Here is an 18,913-nt window from a genome sequence, read left to right on the forward strand (position 1 = left end):
GTGATGCACAACATATTGCGGGAGGATCGAGAGCGCAACCCCTGTCACACTGAAGTGTCCGCAAAGGAGGCACATGGATCAGGCGTCCACCACGCCGGGCAGCGACAATCTGCCCCGGCTGCTCACCATCCTCCATCGCGAGGGCGCACGATCCCGGGCGCAGCTGACAGCGGACACGGGCCTCAACCGCTCCACGATCGCCTCACTGGTGGCTTCGCTCACCGAATCCGGTCTCGCCGTGGAGCACGATCCGGCCCAGACCCGCCGCGTCGGCCGCCCCTCCCCCGTGGTCTCCCCCTCCTCCGAGGTCGTTGCGATCGCCGTGAACCCGGAGGTGGACGCGGTGCGTCTCGCGGCCGTGGGACTGGACCGTGCCGTGCGCGCCCGTGCCACCGTGGAGCTGGACGCACCGCCCTCGCCCCGGCAGGTGGCGGATGTCATCGCCGCGACCATCGCCGCGTGGCGCGAGGGTGCGCTGTCGCACGCGCGGCTCGTGGGCATCGGTCTCGCGGTGCCCGGTCTCGTCAGCGGCACGGCGCTGGTCGCGAATGCGCCTCACCTCGGCTGGGTCGACGAGCCGCTCGCCGACATCGTCGCAGAGACCACCGGACTGCCGGCCCGCGCGGGAAACGACGCCTCGCTCGGCGCGCTCGCCGAGCACCGATTCGGCTCCGGCGCCGGTCGTGACGATGTGGTCTACCTCAACGGCGGCCCGTCCGGCATCGGTGGCGGAATCATCACCGGTGGACGCCTGCTCCGCGGCGTCTCGGGCTTCTCCGGCGAGTTCGGGCACATCGTCGCCCCCTTCACCGACCCCGCCGACCGGCGAACGGCGTCGGGGGCGTTCGAAGACGAGCTCCGTGCGCCGGGCGCGGAAACAAACACACTGGTCCGCGATGAGATCGGTGTGCCGGACCCCCGTGCAGCGGCGCAGGAGCGGGCGCGCCGTCGCCGCATCCTCGCCGCCACGATCGCCACCGCTGTCTCGATCCTCGATACCGGTGCGGTGGTGCTCGGTGGCACCCTCGCGCCGCTGCTCGGGGAGGGAAAGGACGCCAAGGAGCTGCGGGACGCGATCGCCGAACAGTGCATCCGCCCGAACGATCCGGACTTCGCAGTCCTGCCCGCGGCGCTGGCCGACGACCGGCTGTTCATCGGCGCCGCCGAGCTCGCCTTCGCCGGTCTCCTCGCCGACGAAGCCCTCCTCGCCTGACTCCCGTCGAGCGCCGTCGCGTCCCTTCCTCATCGCGGGATCACGCACGGCCGCGGCCCCACGGACGCGGGAGCACGCACGGCCCCAGCCCCACGGACGCGGGATCACGCACGGCCCCAGCCGCACGGACGCGGGATCACGCACGGCCGCAGCCGCACGGACGCGGGATCCAACGCGGACGCGGGACCAGGATCAGTCGCGCACGCGCGGGCGGGAGGCGGACCGGGACGAGACGGGGCCGCGCGTGCGGCCCCAGAACCGACGACGCATCACGGGGATCGGCTGCGTCACGACGGCATCGACCGTGCGCGAGCCGTCGATCGGTCCCACCACGGCGATCGGCGTGGTGTCGGTGGCGGGCTCGCCGCGGCGCACGGGCATGACAGCGAGTGCGCGTCGCGCATGCAGGTAGGCGGGGACGAGCACCACGACGGCGCCGATCCAGGCCAGCGGGTTGGACCACGCCACACCGACATAGCCCCACACCGCGCCGAGGGCGACGGCCGCCAGCACGCGCATCCCGAGTTCGATCATCCCCGTGATGGTGGGGATGATCGCGCTACCGAGCCCCTGCAGAGCGCCGCGGAGCACGAACAGCACGCCGAGTATCCAGTATGCGAGTCCGTTGATGACCAGATTGATGAACGCGAGATCGGCGACGTCGGCGGCTCCGTCGCCGACGAAGAGGCGGACCATCTGGCCGCCGAAGGCGATCATCACGGCGCCGAGGGCCGCGGAGCCGATGAGGGTCATCCAGACCGCCTGAACAACGCCGCGGCGGATGCGATCCGGACGCCCCGCCCCGAGGTTCTGGGCTACGAACATCGAGGTGGCAAGACCCAGAGAGGCGAGGAAGGCACTGGCGAGGGAGTCGACACGCATCGCCGTGGTGTACGCGGCGACGGCGTCCGCACCGAGGCCGTTGAGCCGCACCTGCACCGCGATGGCGCCGATCGAGATGATCGAGGCCTGGAATCCCATGGGCAGACCGAGGCGCAGGTGCTCGCGAACGTCGTCGGAGGTGATGCGCCAGTCCTCGCGCTTCAGGTGCAGCTCGGGCAGGCGGGCCTTCACGTAGAGCAGGCACAGCAGCACCGACACCAGCTGCGAGATCACGGTGGCCAGCGCGGCACCCGCCACACCCCACTCCAGCACCGCGACGAAGACCACGACCAGCAGCACGTTGAGCAGGCACGCGAGCACGAGGAAGACCAGCGGTGTCCGGGAGTCGCCGATCGCACGGATCGCTGCGGAGAGGAAGTTGAAGAACATCGTCGCACCGGTGCCGAGGAAGCTGATCACGGTGAACACCGTCGCCTCCGGCAGGAGGATCTCCGGCGTGTTCAGCATCCGCAGCGCCCATTCGGAGAAGAACGGCGCTGCCGCGGTGATGAGCACGCTCACGATGCCGGTGAGAATGGCGCCCGTGGCAACCGACCGGCGCACGGCCGCGGCGTTCTGCGCACCGTAGGCCTGAGCTGTGGGGATGGCGAAGCCGGCGGTCATTCCCCAGGCGAAGCCGAGGAGGAAGAAGATGAAGCTGCCGGTGGCGCCGACGGCCGCGAGCGAGTCGACGCCGAGATGACGACCGACGACGACCGTGTCGACGAACTGGTAGAGCTGCTGGACGGCGTTGCCGATGAGAAGCGGGACGGTGAAGGCGAGGATGACGCGCCAGGGGCTGCCCGCGGTGAGCGACTGGGACATGACACTTTCTGGGAGAGGAAGCCGGATCGGGGGCGGGCGTCCGCCGTCACCGAGGGAACCGATTCAGGGGGGGAAATCGGCCGATGAGGCGGGTGGTCCGTTGCCGCTCGAGCAGGCGACGGCGTACCGCCGCTCGTCGGGACCACCTCCATGCTCCCACGACATGGCCCGAGAACGAAACGATTCGATCCCTTATTTTCCGGGCGGCAAGATCAATCTGCGGATGAAAACTCTCCTCGCTGCACCCAGCGGGCTACCCACCCTGGCGCGCGCGCCATTCCTCGGCGAGGATCGCGTACGTATAGCCGTCGATCCAGCCGAGCTCGGCATGCCACGAGTCCCGCCGGCCGTGCTGCTCACGTCTCATCCCCAGCTTCTCCATCACGTGCCAGGAGGCCGTGTTGTCCGCAAAGCACCCGGCCGTGACCCGGTGAACCCCGAGTTCGTCGAATGCGAGGACGAGTAGCGCCCGCCCGAGCTCGGTGGCGTAGCCCCGCCCGGCGTATGCGGGATCGATCAGGTATCCGATTCCGGCCTCGGCCCCGCGCCACGGACCGTCGGCAACGTGGCTCTGCCCCATGGCGTCCGTGACCCAGAGTGAGGCGGTGCCCACCGCCTCATCGCCGAGGAACGCAATGGCCGAGTGATCGTGCGGATCAGCGATGGCATCCAGCCAGGCCCGGCGGAAGGCCTCCGGCTCCACCTCGGTCTTGAGCAGCCAGTTCGTCACCGCCGGGTCGTTTCGCCAGCGTAGAACCCGGTCGAGGCTCTCTGCCGTGGGCAGTCGGAGCTCCAGCTCGCCCGCAGGGCGCGGCCAGACGATGCCGGGAGAAGTCATGCGTCCTGTCTAGCAGTAGTCGGCCGGTCGCCGGTGCGGGGTGCCGCGTGGCGGCGGATGACGCCCGGAGGGTGTCGAGCCCACTCGCGACGCTAACATCGCCGCAGCGAGGAAGGCGGGCGAGATGGCGCGAGGGATCGTCGTGGTCGGCGGCGGTGTGATGGGCCTGGCGACGGGATGGGCACTCGCTCGCGCTGGAGCGCGCCCGATCGTGCTGGAGCGGTTCGCGCGCGGTCACCACCACGGCGCATCACACGGGAGGACACGGAACTTCAACGACGCGTACTCGCGCGACGAGTACCTCGATCTGCTGGTGCGTGCGCGTGAGCTCTGGGCCCTCCTGTCCGCCGGGCTCGATCAGCCACTCATTCGCGCGCACGGACTCGTCAATCACGGGCCGCTCGACCGTCTCCTGCCGGTTCAGCGCGCCCATGCCGGGCGCGGGATCCGCTCCCGCCTGCTGGATCCGGCAGAGGCGGGCGCCCGGTTCACCGGCATGCGGTTCGCAGAGCCGGTCCTGCTGTCCGAGTCGTCGGGAGCCATCCGTGCGGCCATGGCCCTGCGCCGCTTCGAGGCCGCCATCCGTGACGCCGGTGGCGATGTCCGCTGGAGCACCCCCGTGCGCGCGGTCAGCCCGAGCGGGCGGGTGACACTCCCGGATGGATCCGAGATCCACGCCGATCGCGTCGTGATCACCGCGGGCGCCTGGACGCGCGCGCTGGTTGCCGCGACGATCCCCCTTCCCGGGTTGCGGGTCACCGAGGAGCACCCGGCTCATTTCCGCCCGCGTCGCGAGGCCGTCTGGCCGTCGTTCAACCACCTGCTGGGCCGGCCGTGGCCGGCAGATGTCTACGGCATGCCGACCCCCGGCGAGGGCATCAAGGTGGGCTTCCATCTGGTCGGCGAGGAGGTGGACCCGGATCAGCGCCCCCATCGGTCGCACTCCCTGACGCAGTTGCGGGACTATGTCCGCGAGTGGTTCCCCGGGCTGGACGCGGATACCGCTGCCCCGGTCAGCTGCACGTACACATCGACCGCCGACGAGGACTTCCACCTCGACCGCTCCGGCCGCATCGTGGTGGGTGCGGGATTCTCGGGGCACGGCTTCAAGTTCGCCCCGGCGATTGGTGAGGTCCTGGCCCGCCTCGCTCTTGAGGACGACTACCGCGCCGCGGAGCTCTTCCGCCGCATCGAGCGGCCGGCGCGCTCCCGCTGAGGCACCGGACGCGAACGGCCCGGGAGATGATCTCTCCCGGGCCGTGTCACGACACGATCACTTGCGGTAGTTCGGCGCCTCGACGACGATCTGCACGTCGTGCGGGTGGCTCTCCTTGAGTCCGGCCGCCGTGATGCGGACGAACTTGCCCTTCGCCTGCAGTTCCTCGATGGTGCGGGCTCCCACGTAGAACATGGACTGACGCAGACCCCCGACCATCTGGTAGGCGACGGCGGCGACCGGACCGCGGTACGCCACCTGGCCTTCGATACCCTCGGGGATCAGCTTGTCGTCGCTGGGGACGTCGGCCTGGAAGTAGCGGTCCTTGGAGTAGGACGTCTTCTTGCCGCGCGTCTGCATCGCACCCAGCGACCCCATGCCACGGTACTGCTTGAACTGCTTGCCGTTGACGAAGACCACATCTCCGGGCGACTCGTCGGTTCCGGCGAACAGCGAACCCATCATCACCGTGTCGGCACCGGCGACGAGCGCCTTGGCGATGTCACCCGAGTACTGCAGACCGCCGTCGGCGATCACGGGGACGCCCGCGGGCTTCGCGGCCTTCGCCGCCTCATAGATGGCGGTGACCTGCGGCACGCCGACACCGGCGACCACGCGGGTCGTGCAGATGGAACCAGGGCCGACTCCCACCTTGACGGCGTCGGCACCGGCGTCGACGAGCGCCTGAGCGCCCTCGCGCGTGGCGACGTTGCCGCCCACGATGTCGATCGCGTCGAAGGTCGGATCCGCCTTCAGGCGCTTGATCAGGTCCACCACGCCGGCGGAGTCGCCGTTGGCGGTGTCCACCACGATGACGTCCACACCGGCGTCGCGCAGGGCCTCGGCGCGCTGCCAGGCCTCTCCGAAGAAGCCGATGGCCGCACCCACACGGAGGCGTCCCTGGTCGTCCTTGGTGGCGAGCGGGTACTTCTCGCTCTTGTCGAAGTCCTTGGTGGTGATGAGACCGGCGAGCTTGCCCTCATCATCCAGCAGCGGGAGCTTCTCCACGCGATGCTTGGCGAAGATGGCCAGGACGTCGTCGGCGGGAATGCCCACCGGTGCCGTGATGAGGCCCTCACTCGTCATGACGTCCTTCACACGGGTGATGGACTTGTCGCTCACGAAGCGCATGTCCCGGTTGGTGACGATGCCCACGAGATGACCGGCCTCGTCGACGACGGGCAGTCCGGAGATGCGGTACTTGGCACACAGTCCGTCGACCTCGGCGATGGTGGCGTCCGGCGTCGTGGTGATGGGATCCGAGATCATCCCCGACTCGGATCGCTTGACGCGGTCGACCTGCGTCGCCTGGTCTTCGATCGACATGTTGCGGTGCAGGATCCCGATGCCGCCCTGGCGGGCCATCGCGATGGCCATGCGCGCCTCGGTGACGGTGTCCATCGCGGCGGAGAGCAGCGGAGTGGCGACCGTGATGCGGCGGGTCAGTCGCGAGGAGGTGTCGGCCTCACTCGGGATCACATCGGTGTGCCCCGGCAGCAGGAGCACATCGTCGTAGGTCAGTCCGACGAAACCGAAGGGATCGTTCTGTTCCATGTACGGGGGGCTCCTCTCGCGCCGATGGGCGCAGATCATGCGGGGGTCGACGGCGACGGCTACGGGCTGGTGACCCGTTCTGATGATTCTAAGCGCCCGCGGGGCGCGAATAATTCCCGCCGGCGCACGGTCCAGTCCACTGCTCCAGGCCACTTCGCTTTTCGCTGCCCCCCAAGCCGTTTCGATTGCAATCTGTCCACAGAACGCCACAATGCTGGATCAATTGCTCACTGACGTCTACGCTCGTCGCAATCAGTGTTGACGCATCCCGATGCTTCGCGCCCGACCCAAAGGAGGGTTCGTGGGCTCCACGACTCCCATGACCAGGCCCCGCCCCAAGTGGCAGGTCCTGTTCATCGCCGTGATCCTGGCCGCCGTGGCCGTGTTCGCATCCGTTTTCGCCACCGCCGGAAGTGCCCGCGCCGAGGAGTCTCCCGACGGGCAGACCGTCACGGACTTCGTCGTCAAGGGCTTCATCACCTTCGAAGAGAAGCCTCTGGAGGGCGTGAAGCTCTCCATCGAGGGAAACGGCTTCAGCGGGGAGACGGAGACGGACGCCGAGGGCGCCTGGACGCTCTACGTACCGGAGAAGGCCGACTACACCCTCACGGTGGATGAGTCCACCCTGCCGGACGGGGTGATCGTGACCGACGGGGCCGAGAAGGAGGTCGCCTTCAAACTCACCAACACCGTCCGGATCAACATGTTCCTCGGCGAGGGCGAACGAGTCACCGAGTCCTTCGCCGATCAGCTGCTGGTGCGTCTGGCGAACGGACTCCAGTTCGGACTGCTCCTGGCACTCGCCGGCATCGGCGCGGCCCTGATCTACGGCACCACCGGCCTGTCGAACTTCGCGCACGGCGAGCTCGTCACCTGGGGGGCGTTCGTCTCGCTGGTGTTCACATCTTTCTGGAGCCTGCCGCTGTGGGCCGGACTCATCGCCGGGGTGATCGGGGGTGCTGCCCTCGGCCTCGCGCTGGATGCCGGGCTCTGGCGACCCCTGCGACGACGAGGACTCGGCGTGGTGCAGCTCATGATCGTGAGCATCGGCCTGTCGCTGACCCTGCGGTACGTGATCCAGTTCTTCATCGGCGGCGGCACCTTCCAGCTGGAGGGTGCCAACATGGCACCGATGAAGTTCGGCCCCGTCTCCCTGAGCTGGGTCGACATCATCAGCATCATCGTCTGCGTGGTGTCCATCGCTGCCGTGGCGTTCTTCCTCACCCGCACGCGGCTCGGCAAGGCTACCCGCGCGATCTCGGACAACCCGCAGCTGGCCGCGGCCTCCGGCATCAACGTGGATCGCGTCATCCGCATCGTGTGGGTGATCGCCGGCATGCTCGCCGCCGTCGCCGGCATCCTCTGGGCGTACTACCGCCCCGGGATCACCTGGAACATGGGCACCGGCATGCTGCTGCTCATCTTCTCCGCCATCACCCTCGGCGGCCTCGGCACGGCCTTCGGCGCGCTCGTGGGCTCACTCATCATCGGCCTGGTGGTCGAGGTGTCCACCCTGTTCGGCGTGCCGAGCGACCTGAAGTACGCCAGCGCGCTCGTCGTGCTGATCATCATCCTCCTGGTACGGCCGCAGGGTCTGCTGGGCCGCAAGGAAAGGCTGGGCTGACGGATGAACTTCCTGAGCATCCTCAACGATGCGGCGAGCTATCTGCTGCAGCCGACCACCCTGGCGTTCGCGCTGGCGGCCACGGGCCTGGCCGTGCACTTCGGGTTCACCGGCCTGCTGAACTTCGGCATGGCGGCCTTCATGGCCCTCGGCGCGTACGGCTACGCCATCTCGATCGTGAGCTTCGGGCTGCCCTGGTGGACGGCCATGCTGGTGGGCATGCTGGCCGCCACCGTCTTCGCGGTGGTGCTGGGCATCCCAACCCTGCGACTGCGCGCGGACTATCTCGCCATCGTGACCATCGCCGCAGCGGAGATCGTGCGCTACCTCTTTCTCACGGAGAGCTTCACGGAGTACACCGCCGGATCGGGCGGTCTGAGCGGCTACGCCCGTGCCTTCATCGATGCGAGCCCGCTCGCAGCCCTGCCGAGCGACATGAAGATCGGATTCGGTCCGTTCAGCTACACACCCAGTCAGCTGAGCACCATCCTGTTCGGCCTGCTGATGCTCGCCATCGCGATCCTCCTGGTGTGGGCCCTGATGCGCAGCCCGTGGGGCCGGGTCATCAAGGGCATCCGCGAGGACGAAGACGCGGTGCGCTCGCTCGGCAAGAACGTGTTCGCCTACAAGATGCAGTCCCTCATCATCGGTGGCGTGATCGCCGCGGTGGGAGGCATCGTCTGGGTGATGGGCTCGGCGACCAGTCCGGGCCTGTACACCACCTCCACCACGTTCCAGATCTGGACGATGCTGCTCCTCGGCGGAGCGGCGACCATCTTCGGACCGGCACTGGGCGCTGTCATCTACCTGGTGGCGCAGTCGTTCCTGTCGGGTCTGCTGAGCGGAATGGCGAAGGCGGGCATGCTCCCCTTCACCGACTCGCAGGCCAAGGTTCTGGTGCTGATCCTGCTGGGGCTCGTGCTGATGCTGATCGTGATCTTCCGCCCGCAGGGCATCCTCGGCAACAAGAGGGAGCTGACCTTTGTCAAGTGAGAACACCCCCGGCGCCGCGGCGGAGCCCGCGCCGATGACCGGGAGCATCAAGCGGCCGAAGACGGTGATCGGGCTGGAAGGCGCGCCCGCACCGGGCGTGAAGAAGACGGACCCGATCCTCGTGATCGACAACGTCACCCGTCAGTTCGGTGGCCTGAGCGCGGTGGACGTGGATCATCTCGAGATCCCGCGTCACGCCATCACCGCCCTCATCGGCCCCAACGGGGCGGGCAAGACCACGCTGTTCAACCTGCTCTGCGGCTTCGACAAGCCCAACACGGGCACCTGGGCATATGACGGCACGAACCTCGCCGGCGTCCCCTCGTTCAAGGTCGCCCGGATGGGCCAGGTGCGCACCTTCCAGCTGACCAAGGCGCTCTCGCTGCTGACGGTGCTGGAGAACATGAAGCTCGGAGCGCCGGGGCAGCGCGGCGAGCGGTTCTGGACGTCGATGCTGCCCTGGCTGTGGCGGTCGCAGGAGCGGGAGATCGAGGCGAAGGCGAAAGACCTGCTCGTTCGCTTCAAGCTCGACGCCAAAGAGCAGGACTACGCCGCCTCCCTTTCGGGAGGGCAGCGAAAGCTCCTCGACATGGCGCGAGCCCTTATGAGCGATCCCAACCTCGTCATGCTCGACGAGCCGATGGCGGGGGTCAACCCGGCTCTGACGCAGTCGCTGCTGGATCACGTGCTGGATCTCAAGGAGCGCGGCATGACGGTGCTGTTCGTCGAACACGACATGCACATGGTCCGGCACATCGCAGACTGGGTCGTGGTGATGGCCGAGGGCCGCGTGGTCGCAGAGGGTCCACCGGAGACCGTGATGGACGATCCGGCCGTCATCGACGCCTACCTCGGCGCCCACCAGGACGTGGATCTGGGTGTGGTCACCGGCCGCGTGGCCGGGGAGTTGAACACCTCGGCCATCACGCTGCTGGATGAGATCGAGGCGGCCACGGAAGCCGCCGCCGAGGGTGAACCCGAGCGGCGCGGCGAAGAGGAGCAGAAGTGACCGAGAACGCATCCGATGTCGTCGTGCAGATGACAGACGTCCACGCCGGCTATCTTCCGGGCATCAACATCCTCAACGGCGCCAACCTCGTCGCGCGCAAGGGCGAGCTCATCGGCATCATCGGGCCGAACGGCGCCGGGAAGTCCACGCTGCTGAAGGCCATCTTCGGAATGGTGAAGGTACGCGGAGGTGAGATCACCGTCAACGGCGAGAGCATCGTCGGGCTGAAGGCGGACAAGCTCGTCTCGCGCGGCGTGGCCTTCGTGCCGCAGACCAACAACGTCTTCCCCTCGCTCACCATCGAGGAGAACCTGCAGATGGGGCTGTATCAGAACCCGAAGGCGTTCGCGGAGCGCCTGGAGTTCGTCACCGGGATCTTCGCCGAGCTGGGTGCGCGCCTGAAGCAACGCGCCGGATCGCTGTCCGGCGGCGAGCGGCAGATGGTCGCGATGAGCCGCGCGCTGATGATGGACCCGTCGGTGCTGCTCCTGGACGAGCCGTCCGCCGGCCTCAGCCCGGTGCGACAGGACGATGCCTTCATCCGCGTCAGCGACATCAACAAGGCGGGAGTCACCACGATCATGGTGGAACAGAACGCCCGCCGCTGCCTGCAGATCTGCGACCGCGGCTATGTGCTGGATCAGGGCCGCGACGCTTACGAGGGCCCCGGTCGTGACCTGCTCGTGGATCCGAAAGTCATCGCGCTCTACCTCGGTACCCTCGCGGAGGATGCCGCCTAGTCCCCCGATGGGAGATGGAGAACGCACCCCCGACCGCGGTCGGGGGTGCGTTCTTGATCTCCCGTTCCGCGGCAATGCGAGATGCCCCCGGTGCAGCACCGGGGGCATCTCGGGTGAGGCGTATCAGTCGATGCGCTCGTACTGGTTCTCGGCCTTGTACTCGTAGACGCCGATCGCGGCGGCCTGCGGGTCGCCGGCCTCGTCGAAGTCGACGTCACCGGAGTAGCCGTTGTAGTTGGCCACGCCGCCGTCGTTGATGATCTTCGCGCAGTCGGCGAACGACGTGCACTCGGTGCCGTCACCGGAGCCGCCCGAGACCTCCTGCATCTTGGCGGCGACGTCCTTGCCGTCGGTCGACTTGGCGGCAAGCGCCGCCAGCGCCATCAGCACGACGGCGTCGTACGCCTCGGCGGCGTAGGTCCAGTCCTCGACCTTGGGGTTGCCCGCCGCCGTCCAGTTGGCCTGCAGACGCTCGGTGAAGTCGTCCGGCAGCTTCGGGCCGGCCTTGGTGCCCTTGGCACCCGTCATGTCGATGGAGATCTCATCGGCGCTACCGGCCACGTACTGCTTGAGGTTGCCGTCCACCAGGTAGAAGTCCTTGGCCGTGAAGCCGGCGTTCACCAGCAGCGGGCCGATGGTCTTGAACTGGTCGTAGCTGACCACGGCGATGGCGTCCGGCTTGGCCGCGGCCACGGCCGAGACCTGCGAGTCGAACTGCGCGTCACCGACGTTGAACGACTCCTGCGCCACGACCTTGCCGCCGCTCGCCTCGAAGTTCGACGCGATGGCCTCGTTCAGACCGGTGCCGTAAGCGTCGTTCTGGTAGATGATCGCCAGGTTCTTCTTCTGGTCGTCGGCCATCACGCCGGCGAGGACCTCGCCCTGGAGCAGGTCGCTGGGCGCGGTGCGGAAGTAGAGCCCGTTGTCGTCGATGGTGGTGAAGTCCGGCGACGTGTTCGACGGCGAGACCTCGACGATGTTGGCCGCGACGTTCTCCGGCAGGATGATCTTCGTCACGGCGGACGATGCAGCGCCCACGAGACCGGTGATGCCGGCGTTGCGGAGCGTGGTCATGCTGGCGTCGTAGAGCTTGGAGTCGGTGTCACCCTCGTCGCCCTCGGTGAGGTCGATGGTGATGCCCGCAGCAGCGTCGTTGACCTCCTTGACCGCGAGCGTGGTGCCACCGGACATGGGCGGGCCGAGGAACGCGAGCGAACCGGTCTTCGGAAGCAGAGCACCCATCTTGAACGTGAGGTCACCCGTGGTGCCCGAGCCCTGCGTGGACGCAGCCGTCTCGCCACCGGACGAAGCGGAGGGCTTGTCCCCACCGCTCGTTCCGCCGCTGCAGCCGGCCAGCACGAGCGCGGACACTGCTGTCAGCGCCAGACCGGCGAGCACCCGCGTGCGGCGCTTTCGCGTGAATTCGTACATAGTGTTCCTTTGCTCGAAACATGTGCGTCGTCGATGACGCACCCGGATCGCTCCGGGTTTCCTGAAACACTAAGGTGCGCGAGCGCCTGCGTACGTATCAGACTGCTAACGATCCGCGGGCTCGGATCACACCTGCGCCGCCCGCGCGAGGGCCGCCCGTGCGCGGCGTCCCGCCAGCAGCGAGTCCGTGACGAGGATGACCACGGCGACCCAGACGATGCCGAAACCGATCCACCGTTCCGCAGGCATCGGTTCATGCAGGATGAACACGCCCACGAGGAACTGCAGGATCGGAGCAGCGAACTGCAGGATGCCGACCATGGTCAGTGGAATTCGGCGCGTCCCGATCGCGAACAGCAGCAGCGGCACGGCCGTGGTGATGCCGAGGCCCGCGATGAGGGCCACGTGCCCGATGCCGCCGACGCCGATGGTGATGCCGGAGGTGACGGCGACGACCACGAGCTGGACGATGGCCACCGGCAGCAGCCACACGGTCTCCAGGGTGAGGCCGCTGACCGCGTCGACGCGCGGTCCGATGCGGTTCTTCACGAGACCGTAGAAGCCGAACGAGAAGGCGAGGCCGAGGGAGATCCACGGCATCTCGCCGTAGCCGATCACGATGGCGATGACTGCGAGGGCGGCCACCCCGATGGCGGTCCACTGCAGCGGACGCAGGCGCTCGTGCAGCACGAGCACGCCGAGCAGAACCGACACGATCGGGTTGATGAAGTATCCGAGGCTGCTCTCGACCACCTGCCCGCCCTGGGCCGCCAGCACGAAGAGCTGCCAGTTGATGTAGACGAGCCCGCCGCCCAGGGCCGTGAGCGCGGCGAGTTTCGGGTCACGGAAGACGGCGATCACACGCGACCAGCCGCGGGTCACCGCTAGCGCCACGAGGCAGAACACCACCGAGAACACGATCCGCCAGGCGACCGTCTCCCAGGCACCCGTCGGTGCCAGGATAAGGAAGTAGACCGGGAGGACTCCCCAGAGCAGATACGCGGAGAGAGTGCTCAGGAATCCGACGGTTTCGTCGCTGGTGCGGCGCTGCGCGGGTGCGCTCTTCACTGCTTCCTCCGGGAGTCGATGACGGGGGTGGGTGCCGTCTCGATGCGCTGCATCGGTCCGGTGGCGGTCGCGGGGATGCCGCGCGCGAGTCTTCGTTCGCGGCGGCGGGCGGAGAGGGTGATCAGACTGTCCACCACCAGCAACGCCACGGCTCCCCAGACGATTCCGAAGCCGAGCAGACGCGCGGGCGGCATCGGCTCGCCGAGGATCACGGCGCCGGCGACGAACTGGATGATCGGTTCGATGAACTGCAGGATGCCGATGTAGATGAGCGGAACACGTCGCGTCCCCGCGGCGAAGAGCAGCAGCGGGAGCGCAGTCACCACACCCGACAGCGGGACCATCGCGGTGTTGAGCGCTCCGTGGCTGCCCCACTCCAGCCCGCGGGTGACGGCGATCACCACGAGCTGGATCACCGCGATCGGCAGCGTCCACAGTGTCTCCAGGGTCAGCCCGCTGATGGCGTCCACCCGCGCGCCGATCTTCTTCTTGACGAATCCGTACAGTCCGAACGTGACGGCCATGAGGAGTGCCATCCACGGCACCGTGCCGTAGATGACCGACAGCACGACGACGGCGAGCAGTGACAGGCCGAACGCCGCCCACTGCAGTGCGCGCAGCCGTTCGTGGAAGAAGACGATGCCCAGCACCACGGAGATGATCGGCGTGATGAAGTAACCGAGGCTGGATTCCAGCACGTTGCCGGTGGTGGCGGCCAGGGTGAACAGATACCAGTTCAGATAGATGATGCCCGCGGCCAGCCCGCACAGCAGCAGCACCCGTGGCTGGCGGATCACAGCCGAGATGTTCGACCACCCGCGCGTGACGGCGACGAGGATGGCGCAGAACACCAGCGAGAACACCACACGCCAGCCGACGATCTCATCGGCTCGCAGCGGGATCAGCAGCAGGAAGAACAGGGGAACGATCCCCCACAGCACGTAACTTCCCGATGCGTAGAGGATCCCCTTCCCGCGCTCCTCCGCAGGGGCGCGGTCCGTCATCACTTCAGCAGTCTATGGCTCCCCGCCGCGCACGCCTGCCCGTCCCCCGGGCGCAGAGACATGACGAAGGCCCGTGTGCGGTGCACACGGGCCTTCGGACGAAAGCGTCAGCCGAGGATCAGCGAACGACGACCGCCAGAACATCGCGAGCGGAGAGCACGAGGAACTCCTCGGCACCGAACTTCACCTCGGTGCCGCCGTACTTGCTGTAGAGCACGCGGTCACCGACGGCGACGTCGAGCGGAACGCGGTTGCCGTTGTCGTCGATGCGACCGGGGCCCACGGCCACGACCTCGCCCTCCTGGGGCTTTTCCTTGGCGGTGTCGGGGATGACCAGTCCACTGGCAGTGGTCTGCTCAGCCTCGACCTGCTTGATGACGATGCGGTCCTCGAGCGGCTTGATGGAAACCGACACGGTTTACCTCTTCCTTCTTGCGATTCAAGACTCGTTAGCACCCGCACTAGTCGAGTGCTAATGCCAGTGTAGGACGGTGGCTGGCACTCACGCAATGCGAGTGCCAATCCTTCAGCAACCGGTCAGACTGCGCCGCGCGGAGGGCGGCCCGTAGGCTGTCGGAGTGGAGATGAGCGAGCTGAGGGCCCTGCTGACGCCGGAGGGCCTCGCCCTCCTCGATGCGACGGGTGGGATCGTCACGAGCGACGACGCCCTGCGCGCCGTCTCGCGCCTGCGCGCCGCAGGCCACGGACCGGAACTCGTCTCCGCCGTCGTCACCCAGGCCCGGCTGCGCACGCGCGCGGCGGCGAAGTTCGGACCGTTCGCCGAGCGCATGCTGTTCACCCGCGCCGGCCTGGAGCAGGCTACGCGCATGCCCGTCGCCGCACGCCATGCCGGGCGGTTCCGCGCGGCCGGACTGACCAGTGTGGCAGACCTCGGCTGCGGTATCGGCGGCGATTCCCTCGCCTTCGCCGGCGCAGACCTTCGGGTGCTCGCCGTGGACGCCGACGAGGTCACAGCCGCGATCGCCGCGTACAATCTCGCGATCTTCGGGGACGACGTCCGCGTGCAGCATGCGCGTGCTGAGGAGACCGACCTCGGCGACGTCGAGGCCGCATGGCTCGATCCGGCGCGCCGCACCGCCGGTCACTCCGAGACGACGCGGGTGGGTGCCCACGAGTACACCCCGTCTCTGCCCTGGGTGTATGAGCTGGCCGAACGCATGCCGCTGGGGGTCAAGCTCGGCCCCGCGCACGATCGCGCCGAGATCCCGGACGGGGCGGAAGCTCAGTGGGTGAGCGACGGCGGATCGGTGGTGGAGCTCGCGCTGTGGTTCGGCGCACTCGCGCGTCCGGGAATCGGTCGCTCCGCCCTGGTCATGCGCGCCGACGAGTCCCACGAACTGAGCGCATCGGCCGACACCGAGGACGAGCCGGTGCGCCCCCTGGGCGCCTTCCTCCATGAGCCCGACGGCGCCGTGATCCGGGCGCGGCTGATCGGGGAGGTCGCCCGGTCGCTGGATGCCGGAATGCTCGCCCCGGCAATCGCCTACGTCACCGGGGACGCGGCGCTCACCAGCCCGTTCGTACAGTCGTTCCGGGTACGTGAGGAGCTCCCGACCGACCCCAAGCAGCTCGCTCGCGCGCTGAAGGCACGCGACATCGGCACCCTGGAGATCAAGAAGCGCGGCGTGGACGTCGACCCCGCCGCGCTGCGACGCAAGCTCAAGCTCACCGGCAGTGAGTCGGCGACCCTGTTCCTCACCCGGCGGGGCGATACGCGCGTCGCGATTCTCGCGGATCGCGTCTGACGGGTCGTCTCAGAACCACCAGCCCACCTGGCGACCGACCCACCAGATCCAGCCCGCGCTGTAGATGAGCGAGAGGATGCTGAGGCCGATGGCCCAGTGCCCGAGCGCCGTGCTCTCCGCCGGGCGCCGGACGGCCACGATGCCGAGGACCAGCGCGAAGATGCCGAGGGGGAAGAGCCAGCCGACCACGCACGAGCCGATGAGCGCGGAGATGGAGAACGAGAGCGCGCTGCCCCCGATGCCCTTGCGCACGAGCGCGGCGGGCGCCCACACCACCTCCGGACGTGCTGCGGATTCGTCTGCCACCGGAGGCGCGCCGCGCAGTTCGGGGTCGTCTGCGGGGTCGGGGATCTGACGGATCACCGAGATCTCGGCGGTCCAGCCGGTGTGCTCCGGGTCGATTTCGGCGAGGATGTCCTTCGAGATCAGGTCCTCACGCACGGCCGACTCGACGACGGTGTCGTCGTCGAGAGAAGGATCCCCGCCGTCCGGCGGTGATCCCGACCCGGTGCGCGCGTCCTCAGCCATCGCGACCCGCACTCGGTGCCGGCGCCACCTGGATCTCGGTGACCGGCAGCGTCGAATCCGCGCCGAACGCGAGCGTGGAAGCTCCACGCCCCGACATGATGAGCTCCGAGGCGAGCCCGGCGATCATCGCGCCGTTGTCGGTGCACAGCGACAACGGCGGGATCCGCACCGTGACGCCCGCCTTCGCGCCCCGCTCGAGCGCGACCTCCCGCAGCCGACGGTTGGCGATGACTCCGCCTCCGAGGAGCAGGCGCGGGACGCCGTACTGCGCGCACGCGTCGAGGGCCTTCGTGACGAGCACGTCGACCACCGCCTCGCGGAAGCTCGCTGCGACGTCCGCGACCGGGATCTCCTCCCCCGCCGCACGCTTCTGCTCCACCCAGCGCGCCACCGCGGTCTTCAGACCGGAGAACGAGAAGTCATAGCGGTGATCGGCCATGTCGCTGGCGCGAGACAGCCCGCGAGGGAACCGGATCGCCGTCGGATCCCCGTCCGCTGCGGCACGGTCGATCTGCGGCCCGCCCGGATAGGGCAGCCCCAGCAGGCGGGCGACCTTGTCGAAGGCCTCCCCTGCGGCATCGTCCATGGTCTCCCCGAGCAGTTCGACATCGGTGGTGAGATCGCGGACCAGCAGGAGGGAGGTGTGCCCCCCGGAGACGAGAAGAGCGACGGTGGGGTACTCGAGCGGCTCGGCGGAATCGTCCAGGATGTCCGCGGCGATGTGCCCGACGAGGTGGTTGACCGCGTACAGCGGCTTGCCGAGGCCCACCGCGAGCGCCTTCGCCGCCCCGACTCCCACCATCAGGGCCCCCGCGAGCCCCGGACCGCTCGTCACGGCGACGGCGTCGAGCTCGTCGAGGGTGACGCCGGACTCGGCCAGGGCCGCCTCGATTGCCGGCTGCAGCGCCTCCAGGTGGGCGCGCGCCGCGATCTCGGGGATCACCCCGCCGTAGCGGGCGTGCTCGTCCATGCTCGACGCGATCGTGTTGCTGAGCAGGGTGCGCCCCCGCACGATGCCGATTCCGGTCTCATCGCAGCTGGACTCGATGCCGAGCACCAGGGGTTCCGTGCGGTTCACGCGAGCTTCTCCTTCACGGCGGCGGTCAGCGCCAGTCTCATCACCACGGCGTCGACATCGTCCGGCTGGTAGTAGTGCGGGCGTCGCCCGATCTCCGCGAACCCCTCCGACGCATAGAGGGCCCGCGCGGGTGCGTTGTCGTCACGGACATCGAGGAAGACCTCGCGCGCTCCCGCATCAATCGCTCGCCGAAGGAGTTCGTGAAGCAGCATCCGGCCGAGGCCGCGACCGCGAGCTGCGGAGGCGACCGCGATGGTCTGCACATCGGCATCGGGTGAGCCGGACAGGGCTCGCAGACCCGCATATCCCTGCGTGGCACCGTCGGCGTCGACGAGCACGACGTACCGGGTGTGCGGCGAGGCGAGCTCGTCCGCCATGGTGTTCTCCGACCAGGCGTCGGTCGGGAATGACGCGTGTTCGAGCGCCATGATGGCGGCGAGGTCGTCGACGCCGGCATCACGGAGGATCATGCGCCGCCCTTCGGGGAGGCGGTCTTCGGTGCCGCCACGTCGGGAGAGCGCAGGTACAGCGGCTCGTCCGGTCCGATGATCCGCCCCGCCGCGATCGCACGTGCGGCCACGCGACCGAGAAGGCCGGCATCGAGCTGTGCGGCCTCTCCCCAGATCCAGCCGGTGAGAGCGATCTCCGCCTCGGCACGGGCGACCAGGGCCGGTTCGGCGTGGCGCACGGGAAGACCATCGGCGTCGATGCCGGTGTACGCGGTCCAGGCGAGCTCACGACGACGCGCGTCGGTCGCCACGGCGAACTCCGCATCGTCGTCCGATTCCAGCAGTCCGAGCGCGATGGCGTCGTGACTCACCACCGGCACGACCTCGACTCCCCGGGCGAGTGCGAACGTCCGCGCAGCAGCGATCCCGATGCGCAGCCCGGTGAAGGGCCCGGGACCCATCCCCGCCGCAACGTGGGTGATGACGGGATCGCCCGCATCCTGCAGCACACGCGCCAGGAGATCGCCGATCACCTCGGCGTGACCGAGACGGTCATCGGTGTGCGCCTCGGCCAGCACCGTCCCGTCACGATCGACCACGGCGACCGCGGAACCGAGGGAAGTATCGATCGCGAGAATCACCCCTCCAGGGTATCCCGCAGTGCACCGCACCCGGTCGCGAGCAAGCGGGGGCGG

Annotated in this window: 18 protein-coding genes; 7 read left to right on the forward strand and 11 right to left on the reverse strand. The window is 68.5% G+C overall.

From position 1 onward, the window contains the following. The first annotated feature begins 73 nt into the window (after nucleotides 1-73). Nucleotides 74-1,213 (forward strand): ROK family protein, encoded by a 1,140-nt coding sequence (locus LQ566_RS05160; protein ID WP_231090540.1) that lies wholly within the window; start codon nucleotides 74-76, stop codon nucleotides 1,211-1,213. A 192-nt stretch (nucleotides 1,214-1,405) separates the two neighbouring features. Here LQ566_RS05160 and LQ566_RS05165 read toward each other — a convergent pair whose 3' ends face one another. Both LQ566_RS05165 and LQ566_RS05170 read right to left on the reverse strand, forming a co-directional pair. Next, nucleotides 1,406-2,920, reverse strand: a complete 1,515-nt coding sequence (locus LQ566_RS05165; RefSeq protein WP_231090541.1) for an MATE family efflux transporter — start codon at nucleotides 2,918-2,920, stop codon at nucleotides 1,406-1,408. A gap of 253 nt (nucleotides 2,921-3,173) precedes the next feature. Next, nucleotides 3,174-3,758, reverse strand: a complete 585-nt coding sequence (locus LQ566_RS05170) for a GNAT family N-acetyltransferase (RefSeq protein WP_231090542.1) — start codon at nucleotides 3,756-3,758, stop codon at nucleotides 3,174-3,176. 124 nt (nucleotides 3,759-3,882) lie between these two features. Here LQ566_RS05170 and LQ566_RS05175 point away from each other — a divergent pair, with 124 nt between their 5' ends. After that, the gene (locus tag LQ566_RS05175; protein ID WP_231090543.1) at nucleotides 3,883-4,974 is read left to right on the forward strand and encodes an FAD-dependent oxidoreductase; all 1,092 of its coding nucleotides are present in this window, start codon (nucleotides 3,883-3,885) and stop codon (nucleotides 4,972-4,974) included. 57 nt (nucleotides 4,975-5,031) lie between these two features. Here LQ566_RS05175 and guaB read toward each other — a convergent pair whose 3' ends face one another. Further along, the gene (gene guaB / locus LQ566_RS05180; protein ID WP_231090544.1) at nucleotides 5,032-6,528 is read right to left on the reverse strand and encodes an IMP dehydrogenase; all 1,497 of its coding nucleotides are present in this window, start codon (nucleotides 6,526-6,528) and stop codon (nucleotides 5,032-5,034) included. Nucleotides 6,529-6,847: 319 nt separating this feature from the next. Here guaB and LQ566_RS05185 point away from each other — a divergent pair, with 319 nt between their 5' ends. From LQ566_RS05185 to LQ566_RS05200, 4 genes are read left to right on the forward strand one after another with little or no spacing between them, the layout of a single operon-like run. Next, nucleotides 6,848-8,152, forward strand: coding sequence for an ABC transporter permease subunit (locus tag LQ566_RS05185; RefSeq protein WP_269142964.1), 1,305 nt, complete (start codon nucleotides 6,848-6,850; stop codon nucleotides 8,150-8,152). Between the two features lie 3 nt (nucleotides 8,153-8,155). Continuing rightward, nucleotides 8,156-9,145, forward strand: a complete 990-nt coding sequence (locus tag LQ566_RS05190) for a branched-chain amino acid ABC transporter permease (RefSeq protein WP_231090546.1) — start codon at nucleotides 8,156-8,158, stop codon at nucleotides 9,143-9,145. A gap of 34 nt (nucleotides 9,146-9,179) precedes the next feature. Then, on the forward strand, nucleotides 9,180-10,154 hold the full coding sequence (locus LQ566_RS05195; RefSeq protein ID WP_231091382.1) for an ABC transporter ATP-binding protein: 975 nt from the start codon (nucleotides 9,180-9,182) through the stop codon (nucleotides 10,152-10,154). Nucleotides 10,155-10,183: 29 nt separating this feature from the next. Then, nucleotides 10,184-10,894: an ABC transporter ATP-binding protein gene (locus LQ566_RS05200; RefSeq protein WP_231091383.1), complete on the forward strand. Its 711-nt coding sequence runs from the start codon at nucleotides 10,184-10,186 to the stop codon at nucleotides 10,892-10,894. Between the two features lie 123 nt (nucleotides 10,895-11,017). Here the strand turns inward: LQ566_RS05200 and LQ566_RS05205 are convergent, their stop codons facing one another. The 4 genes from LQ566_RS05205 to groES all read right to left on the reverse strand — a co-directional run bounded on the left by LQ566_RS05205 (nucleotide 11,018) and on the right by groES (nucleotide 14,812). Next, nucleotides 11,018-12,325 (reverse strand): ABC transporter substrate-binding protein, encoded by a 1,308-nt coding sequence (locus LQ566_RS05205; RefSeq protein WP_231090547.1) that lies wholly within the window; start codon nucleotides 12,323-12,325, stop codon nucleotides 11,018-11,020. Between the two features lie 126 nt (nucleotides 12,326-12,451). Beyond that, complete coding sequence (gene rarD, locus LQ566_RS05210; protein WP_231090548.1) at nucleotides 12,452-13,393, reverse strand: EamA family transporter RarD; 942 nt, start codon at nucleotides 13,391-13,393, stop codon at nucleotides 12,452-12,454. Then, complete coding sequence (gene rarD, locus LQ566_RS05215) at nucleotides 13,390-14,397, reverse strand: EamA family transporter RarD (RefSeq protein ID WP_231091384.1); 1,008 nt, start codon at nucleotides 14,395-14,397, stop codon at nucleotides 13,390-13,392. Before rarD (LQ566_RS05215) ends, rarD (LQ566_RS05210) begins: the two co-directional genes overlap by 4 nt. A gap of 118 nt (nucleotides 14,398-14,515) precedes the next feature. Continuing rightward, complete coding sequence (groES, locus tag LQ566_RS05220) at nucleotides 14,516-14,812, reverse strand: co-chaperone GroES (RefSeq protein ID WP_231090549.1); 297 nt, start codon at nucleotides 14,810-14,812, stop codon at nucleotides 14,516-14,518. Nucleotides 14,813-14,975: 163 nt separating this feature from the next. On the opposite strand from groES, the gene LQ566_RS05225 reads away from it, so the two are divergent. Further along, nucleotides 14,976-16,163, forward strand: a complete 1,188-nt coding sequence (locus LQ566_RS05225; protein WP_231090550.1) for a class I SAM-dependent methyltransferase — start codon at nucleotides 14,976-14,978, stop codon at nucleotides 16,161-16,163. Nucleotides 16,164-16,172: 9 nt separating this feature from the next. Here LQ566_RS05225 and LQ566_RS05230 read toward each other — a convergent pair whose 3' ends face one another. The 4 genes from LQ566_RS05230 to tsaB are packed head-to-tail and all read right to left on the reverse strand — an operon-like array spanning nucleotide 16,173 to nucleotide 18,859. Next, on the reverse strand, nucleotides 16,173-16,691 hold the full coding sequence (locus tag LQ566_RS05230) for a hypothetical protein (protein WP_231090551.1): 519 nt from the start codon (nucleotides 16,689-16,691) through the stop codon (nucleotides 16,173-16,175). Then, the gene (tsaD, locus tag LQ566_RS05235) at nucleotides 16,684-17,769 is read right to left on the reverse strand and encodes a tRNA (adenosine(37)-N6)-threonylcarbamoyltransferase complex transferase subunit TsaD (RefSeq protein ID WP_231090552.1); all 1,086 of its coding nucleotides are present in this window, start codon (nucleotides 17,767-17,769) and stop codon (nucleotides 16,684-16,686) included. Before tsaD ends, LQ566_RS05230 begins: the two co-directional genes overlap by 8 nt. Further along, on the reverse strand, nucleotides 17,766-18,239 hold the full coding sequence (gene rimI, locus LQ566_RS05240; protein ID WP_231090553.1) for a ribosomal protein S18-alanine N-acetyltransferase: 474 nt from the start codon (nucleotides 18,237-18,239) through the stop codon (nucleotides 17,766-17,768). The genes tsaD and rimI overlap by 4 nt, the downstream gene beginning before the upstream one ends. Next, nucleotides 18,236-18,859, reverse strand: a complete 624-nt coding sequence (gene tsaB / locus LQ566_RS05245; protein WP_231090554.1) for a tRNA (adenosine(37)-N6)-threonylcarbamoyltransferase complex dimerization subunit type 1 TsaB — start codon at nucleotides 18,857-18,859, stop codon at nucleotides 18,236-18,238. The genes rimI and tsaB overlap by 4 nt, the downstream gene beginning before the upstream one ends. Between the last annotated feature and the right edge of the window lie 54 nt (nucleotides 18,860-18,913).

It is taken from the genome of Microbacterium nymphoidis (genome assembly GCF_021044885.1).
GTDB classification, from domain to species: Bacteria; Actinomycetota; Actinomycetes; order Actinomycetales; family Microbacteriaceae; genus Microbacterium; species Microbacterium nymphoidis.

Excerpts from the sequence above, each read along its gene's own strand:
- LQ566_RS05205 (WP_231090547.1), bottom strand. The coding sequence starts at position 12,325 with ATGTACGAATTCACGCGAAAGCGCCGCACGCGGGTGCTCGCCGGTCTG.
- LQ566_RS05190 (WP_231090546.1), top strand. The coding sequence starts at position 8,156 with ATGAACTTCCTGAGCATCCTCAACGATGCGGCGAGCTATCTGCTGCAG.
- LQ566_RS05170 (WP_231090542.1), bottom strand. The coding sequence starts at position 3,758 with ATGACTTCTCCCGGCATCGTCTGGCCGCGCCCTGCGGGCGAGCTGGAG.
- LQ566_RS05160 (WP_231090540.1), top strand. The coding sequence starts at position 74 with ATGGATCAGGCGTCCACCACGCCGGGCAGCGACAATCTGCCCCGGCTG.
- LQ566_RS05165 (WP_231090541.1), bottom strand. The coding sequence starts at position 2,920 with ATGTCCCAGTCGCTCACCGCGGGCAGCCCCTGGCGCGTCATCCTCGCC.
- LQ566_RS05230 (WP_231090551.1), bottom strand. The coding sequence starts at position 16,691 with ATGGCTGAGGACGCGCGCACCGGGTCGGGATCACCGCCGGACGGCGGG.
- LQ566_RS05175 (WP_231090543.1), top strand. The coding sequence starts at position 3,883 with ATGGCGCGAGGGATCGTCGTGGTCGGCGGCGGTGTGATGGGCCTGGCG.
- LQ566_RS05200 (WP_231091383.1), top strand. The coding sequence starts at position 10,184 with ATGACAGACGTCCACGCCGGCTATCTTCCGGGCATCAACATCCTCAAC.
- rimI (WP_231090553.1), bottom strand. The coding sequence starts at position 18,239 with ATGATCCTCCGTGATGCCGGCGTCGACGACCTCGCCGCCATCATGGCG.
- rarD (WP_231091384.1), bottom strand. The coding sequence starts at position 14,397 with ATGACGGACCGCGCCCCTGCGGAGGAGCGCGGGAAGGGGATCCTCTAC.
- guaB (WP_231090544.1), bottom strand. The coding sequence starts at position 6,528 with ATGGAACAGAACGATCCCTTCGGTTTCGTCGGACTGACCTACGACGAT.
- LQ566_RS05185 (WP_269142964.1), top strand. The coding sequence starts at position 6,848 with ATGACCAGGCCCCGCCCCAAGTGGCAGGTCCTGTTCATCGCCGTGATC.
- LQ566_RS05195 (WP_231091382.1), top strand. The coding sequence starts at position 9,180 with ATGACCGGGAGCATCAAGCGGCCGAAGACGGTGATCGGGCTGGAAGGC.